Here is a 5,813-nt window from a genome sequence, read left to right on the forward strand (position 1 = left end):
GCGAGTCGGGTGGGCGGGGGGTGGGCGACGGGGGTCTGGGGGCGGAGCCCCCGGTGGCCGGGCTCGGCCGACGGAGCTGATCGGGCGGGTGACGCGGGTCTGGGGGCGGGGACCCTCCGGTGGGCCGGACCGGCCGACGGCGGGCTTCAGTCGACGGCGTTATTCGGCCGACGCCGCCTTCAGCGACGCGTCCCTCTTGATCGCCGCATCCCGCCTGCGGACGTACCAGACGCCGATGAGCCCCAGGCCGCCGCCGGCCAGGCAGGTCCACAGCCACCAGGTGTGGCCGTGGTCGGCGAACCAGCCGTAGAAGGGGAGCTGGACCAGGAAGAGGACGAACCACACGATCGTGCCGCCGGTGATGGTGGCGACCACGGGGCCTTCCAGGGGCTCCGGCGCCTCGTGCTTGGGGGTCCACTTAGCCATGGGCACAGCTTAAGGGTCCGGTCTATCTACGCGCGGAGATAGCGATCTGGCATTCATACGTTCATACTGAAACCGTTTGTCTTTGACCACTTCTGCTCGTATGAAACTCCAACGGTGCTCGGGGGAACCCCGTCGGTGATGAGGTCCAGCATGTCCACCCCGGCCCCCGCCAAGGTCCCCGCCCCCGAACAGCCGGGTGGCGAGCCCGCCTACGGCGCCCTCGACCGCTACTTCAAGATCTCCGAGCGCGGCAGCTCCGTCGCCCGCGAGATCCGCGGTGGTCTCGCCACCTTCTTCGCGATGGCGTACATCATCGTGCTGAACCCGATCATCCTCGGCAGCGCGAAGGACATGTACGGGCACCATCTGGACAACGGTCAGCTGGTCACGGCGACCGCCCTGACGGCGGCGTTCACCACGCTCCTGATGGGTGTCATCGGCAATGTGCCGATCGCGCTCGCCGCCGGCCTCGGCGTGAACTCCGTCGTCGCACTCCAGCTCGCGCCCCGGATGTCCTGGCCGGACGCCATGGGCATGGTCGTGCTGGCCGGTTTCGTGGTCATGCTGCTGGTCGCCACGGGTCTGCGCGAGCGCGTGATGAACGCGGTGCCGTTCGGTCTGCGCAAGGCGATCTCCATCGGTATCGGCCTGTTCATCATGCTGATCGGCCTGGTCGACTCCGGCTTCGTCAGCCGGATCCCGGACGCCGCCCAGACCACCGTGCCGCTCCAGCTCGGCAGCAACGGCCACCTCGTCGGCTGGCCGGTGCTGATCTTCATCCTGGGCACGCTGCTCACCTTCGCCCTGATCGTGCGCAGGGTGTCGGGCGCGATCCTGATCTCCATCGTCGGGATGACCGTCCTCGCGCTGATCATCAACTCGGTCGCCACGGTCACCACCTGGGGGCTGACCGTCCCGAAGTGGCCGGGCAACCCGGTCTCCACCCCCGACTTCGGCCTGATCGGACAGGTCAGCCTGTTCGGCGGCTTCTCCAAGGTCGGCATCCTGACCGGGATCCTCTTCGTCTTCACCGTCCTGCTGTCGTGCTTCTTCGACGCCATGGGCACGATCATGGGCGTCAGCGACGAGGCCAAGCTGACCGACGCCGAGGGCTACATGCCGGGCATCAACAAGGTCCTCTTCGTGGACGGTCTCGCGGTCGCGGCGGGCGGTGCCAGCTCCTCCTCGGCCACCACCGCGTTCGTGGAGTCCACGGCGGGCGTCGGCGAGGGCGCGCGCACCGGTCTCGCGAACGTCGTCACGGGCGCTCTCTTCGCTGTGGCCCTCTTCCTCACCCCGGTCGCCACCATGGTCCCGTCCCAGGCGGCCACCCCGGCCCTGATCACCGTGGGCTTCCTGATCCTGTCGAACTCCGTCAAGGAGATCGACTGGGCGGACTACACCATCGCGATGCCCGCCTTCGTGACCATGCTGATGATGCCGTTCACGTACTCGATCACGAACGGCATCGGCATGGGCTTCATCACCTTCGTGGTCCTGCGCCTGGCCGCCGGGCGGGGCCGGGAGATCCCGGTCCCGATGTATGTCGTCTCGGCGGTCTTCGCCTTCTACTACCTGATGCCGGCCCTCGGTCTGACGTGAGCCCTCAGGTGACCCCGTAGAACTTCTCCGTCTCCTCGACGGCGGCCTGGAACCGCTGATCGAAGTCGTCCCGAATGAGCGTGCGGACCACATAGTCCTGCACGCTCATTCCTCTTTTCGCCGCTTGGTGGCGGAGCCGTTCGAGCAGCTCCCCGTCTATGCGCAGGCTGAGCACGCTGGTCCCCATGGACACGAGGGTCGCGGCACCTATCTGGCCGATGCGTCACGTTCCGCGTATCGATCACCCATATGAGTGATATCGGGGTTCAGTGGCCTGAGTCACGGGCACACGGCCGCCTTCCGCTGGTCTTTAGCGAGAGTAATGAGTTACTCTAAGGAACATGCCGGACCTCACCCATGGCGACGACGCTGCCGCCGTGAACGCCCTCCGCTCCTCCGTGATGCGGCTGTCCCGTCGGCTCAAGCACCAGCGGGTCGACGAGTCACTGAGCCCGACCGAGATGTCGGTGCTCGGCACCCTCTCCCGCTGCGGCCAGGCCACGCCGGGCGAGCTGGCCCGCAAGGAGCACGTCCAGCCGCCGTCGATGACCCGCATCGTGGCGCTGCTCGAAGCCAAGGGCCTGGTCCGTCTGGAGCCGCACCCCGAGGACCGGCGCCAGAAGGTCGTCACCAGGACCGAACAGGCCGAGGCGATGCTCGAGGAGAGCCGCCGCAAGCGCAACGCGTTCCTGGCCGGCCTGGTCGAGGGCCTCGGCGAGGACGAGTGGGCCAAACTGCGCGCCGCCGCCCCCGTGCTGGAGAAGCTCGCACACCTGTAGGAAACCGTCGCGCCCCGGACGCCAACGGGCAGTCAGAACGTGCCGGGAGGCCAACGGGCAGGCAGAACGTGCCCGGGGCCAACGGGCGGTCAGCGCGCGCCCGTAGGCGAACGGTCCACCGGAAAGAGGAGGCGAACCCTTTTGAGTACGGGACCCGGAGCACCTTCCGCCCCCGCACCGATACCTACTACCCCCACCTCCCGCAAGTCCTCGATGTTCAGCTCGCTGAGGATCAGGAACTACCGCCTGTTCTTCATCGGACAGGTCGTCTCCAACACGGGCACCTGGATGCAGCGCATCGCCCAGGACTGGCTCGTGCTCAGCCTCACCGGTTCCTCCGCGGCCGTCGGCATCACGACGGCCCTGCAGTTCCTGCCGATGCTGCTGTTCGGGCTCTACGGCGGCGTCCTCGTCGACCGGCTGCCCAAGCGCCCGACGCTGCTCGTCACCCAGACATCGATGGCCGTCGCCGGCCTCGCGCTCGCCTTTCTCACCCTCTCCGGCCACGTCCAGGTCTGGCACGTCTACCTGGCCGCCTTCGCCGTCGGCCTCGCCACGGTGATCGACAACCCGGCCCGGCAGTCCTTCGTCTCCGAGATGGTCGGCCCCGAGCAGCTGCAGAACGCGGTCAGCCTGAACTCCGCGAACTTCCAGTCCGCCCGCCTGGTCGGCCCCGCCGTCGCCGGCCTCATGATCACCGGTGTGGGCACCGGCTGGGCGTTCCTCTTCAACGGCCTGTCCTTCGTGGCCCCCGTCACCGGCCTGCTGCTGATGCGCGCCCGTGAGCTGCACGTGGTCGATCGGGCCCCGCGCGGCAAGGGCCAGCTGCGGGAGGGCCTGCACTACGTCGCCGGCCGCCCGGAGCTGATCTGGCCGATCGCCCTCGTCGGCTTCATCGGCACGTTCGGTTTCAACTTCCCGGTGTGGCTGTCGGCCTACGCCGACGACGTCTTCCACGCCGGCGCCGGTGCCTACAGCCTCTTCAACACGCTGATGGCCGTCGGCTCCCTCGGCGGCGCCCTGCTGGCCGCCCGCCGCGGCACGGCCCGGTTGCGCGTCCTGATCGCCGCCGCGGCGGCCTTCGGCACGCTGGAGATCGTGGCCGCGCTGGCCCCGTCGTACTGGCTGTTCGCGCTGCTCATGGTCCCGATCGGGATCTTCGGCCTGACGGTCAACGTCACCGCGAACACCGCCGTGCAGATGGCCACCGACCCGGCCATGCGCGGCCGGGTGATGGCCCTGTTCATGATGGTGTTCATGGGCGGTACGCCGCTCGGCGCCCCGGTCGTCGGCTGGATCACCGACACCTACGGCCCCCGGGTCGGCTTCGCCCTCGGCGGCATCGTCTCCGCCGCCGCGGCCGCCACCATCGGCCTGGTCCTGGTCCGCATCGGCGGGCTGCGCCTGTCGGTGGGCTGGCACCACGGCCACCCGCGGGTGCGATTCGTCCCGCGGGACCGGGAACAGCTGGCCACGGCGGCCTGAGCCGCACCCGGCACCGAGGCCCGGGACCCGGCACCGTGGGCCCGGAACGCGGCACCGAGGCCCGGGACGCGGGGCCCGGAGGGCGCTAGAGCACCCTCCGGGCCAGCACCTGCCCCGGCCATGCCTCGTCGCCGGGCACGCCGACGGTGAAGGACTCGGTCGGGATGAAGCCGTTGCGTTCGTAGAAGGAGACCAGCTTGCCGTCGTCGCCCGCATAGCAGTCGACGCGCAGGAGCGAGATCCCTGCCCGGCGGGTCTCCTCGCAGGCGTGGGCGAGGAGCGCGGCACCGGTGCCGAGGCCCTTGAAGCGGCGGTCCGAGGCGAGGATGTGGATGAACCGCTCGGGCTCGTCGGCGGGCTCCAGGTACTCCCCGGGCGCGTCGGTCAGCGTCAGGGTGGCCGCCGGTACGCCGTCGTACTCGGCGATGTACGGGCTGCCCTCGGTGACGTACCGGGTGATCATGGCCACCGCTCTGGGGTTCTCCGACCAGGGAGCGGTGCCCCACTGCCGGGTGCGTCCCTGCGCCACCAGCCACTCCACGGCGCTGTCGAACATGCCGAGTATCACGGGGATGTCGTCGGGCCTGCCTTCTCTGATGCTGATCTTCCCGTTCTTCTCCATGCTCCTGATCATTGCGGCCCGGGCGCCTCGGGGCAGCTGCTTTGTGCACTCCGGTCCGTTCCCTGCGAGGGTGACGGCATGAGACTCTTCGCCGCGGTGCTGCCTCCGCAGGACGTCATCGAGGAACTCGCCGCCGAGGTCGCCCGGTTGCGCCGCCTGCCCGGCGCCGACGGACTGCGCTGGACCGGCCGCCCCGGCTGGCACTTCACGCTCGCCTTCTACGGCGAGGTCGGCGACGACCTCGTACCGGACCTGTCGGACCGGCTGGCGCGCGCGGCCCGGCGCACCGAGCCGTTCTCACTCGCCCTCTCGGGCGGCGGGCAGTTCGGGCACGGGCGGGCCCTGTGGGCGGGCGCCTCGGGAGATCTGGAGACCCTCCGGCTGCTGGCCGACCGGGCGGAGTCGGCGGCGCGCAAGGCGGGGGTGCCGATGGGGGAGCACCGGCGGTACAAGGCTCACCTGACGGTGGCGCGCAGCCGGGACGCGGTGGACGTACGGCCGTATGTCCAGCTGCTCGGCGAGTTCGGCGGCCGGACCTGGACCGTGGCCGACCTGGCACTGGTCCGCAGCAACCTGCCCACGTCCGGGGTGCCCGGGGAGCAGCCCCGGTACGAGACGGTCGCCCGCTGGGCGCTCGGCGGGGCCGGTTAGGCTCGGGTACGTGGACCCGAAAACCCGGAACCGGATCATGGCCGGTGTGCTTGTGCTGATGTTCGTGGTGGTCGCCGTGTCGGCGGCGCTCAGGTAGTTCCCTGACGGTCAGTGCCCGGCCGGGGCCGGGGAACTGCGGTCGGCTCTTCGGCCGTGGGCCGGTCGTGGCCGGTCGCGCCCACGCGGCGGGGCCGCACATCGCATGCCGCCCCCCCCCCCCGCCCGGGGCGCGTGACCACACCGGGTCC

At 70.1% G+C, this 5,813-nt stretch carries 7 protein-coding genes; 4 read left to right on the forward strand and 3 right to left on the reverse strand.

Going from position 1 to position 5,813, the window contains the following annotated elements:
• Window positions 1-159: 159 nt before the first annotated feature.
• A complete protein-coding gene (locus AB0H32_RS46185) occupies window positions 160-426 on the reverse strand; it encodes a DUF2530 domain-containing protein (RefSeq protein ID WP_361135067.1) in 267 nt (88 codons plus the stop codon).
• A gap of 150 nt (window positions 427-576) precedes the next feature.
• Between AB0H32_RS46185 and AB0H32_RS46190 the strand changes: the two genes are divergently transcribed.
• Complete coding sequence (locus tag AB0H32_RS46190; protein ID WP_361135070.1) at window positions 577-2,028, forward strand: NCS2 family permease; 1,452 nt, start codon at window positions 577-579, stop codon at window positions 2,026-2,028.
• Window positions 2,029-2,032: 4 nt separating this feature from the next.
• Here the strand turns inward: AB0H32_RS46190 and AB0H32_RS46195 are convergent, their stop codons facing one another.
• Entirely contained in the window at window positions 2,033-2,215 is a 183-nt protein-coding gene (locus tag AB0H32_RS46195) for a ribbon-helix-helix protein, CopG family (protein WP_361135073.1), read from the reverse strand.
• 154 nt (window positions 2,216-2,369) lie between these two features.
• Here AB0H32_RS46195 and AB0H32_RS46200 point away from each other — a divergent pair, with 154 nt between their 5' ends.
• Complete coding sequence (locus AB0H32_RS46200; protein ID WP_361135076.1) at window positions 2,370-2,807, forward strand: MarR family transcriptional regulator; 438 nt, start codon at window positions 2,370-2,372, stop codon at window positions 2,805-2,807.
• Window positions 2,808-3,020: 213 nt separating this feature from the next.
• Complete coding sequence (locus AB0H32_RS46205; RefSeq protein WP_361135079.1) at window positions 3,021-4,292, forward strand: MFS transporter; 1,272 nt, start codon at window positions 3,021-3,023, stop codon at window positions 4,290-4,292.
• Between the two features lie 85 nt (window positions 4,293-4,377).
• Here AB0H32_RS46205 and AB0H32_RS46210 read toward each other — a convergent pair whose 3' ends face one another.
• Entirely contained in the window at window positions 4,378-4,914 is a 537-nt protein-coding gene (locus AB0H32_RS46210; protein ID WP_361135082.1) for a GNAT family N-acetyltransferase, read from the reverse strand.
• Between the two features lie 78 nt (window positions 4,915-4,992).
• On the opposite strand from AB0H32_RS46210, the gene thpR reads away from it, so the two are divergent.
• Window positions 4,993-5,565: an RNA 2',3'-cyclic phosphodiesterase gene (gene thpR / locus AB0H32_RS46215; protein WP_361135085.1), complete on the forward strand. Its 573-nt coding sequence runs from the start codon at window positions 4,993-4,995 to the stop codon at window positions 5,563-5,565.
• The last annotated feature ends 248 nt before the right edge of the window (window positions 5,566-5,813 follow it).

The organism is Streptomyces sp. NPDC020362 (genome assembly GCF_040642095.1).
Taxonomy (GTDB): domain Bacteria; phylum Actinomycetota; class Actinomycetes; order Streptomycetales; family Streptomycetaceae; genus Streptomyces.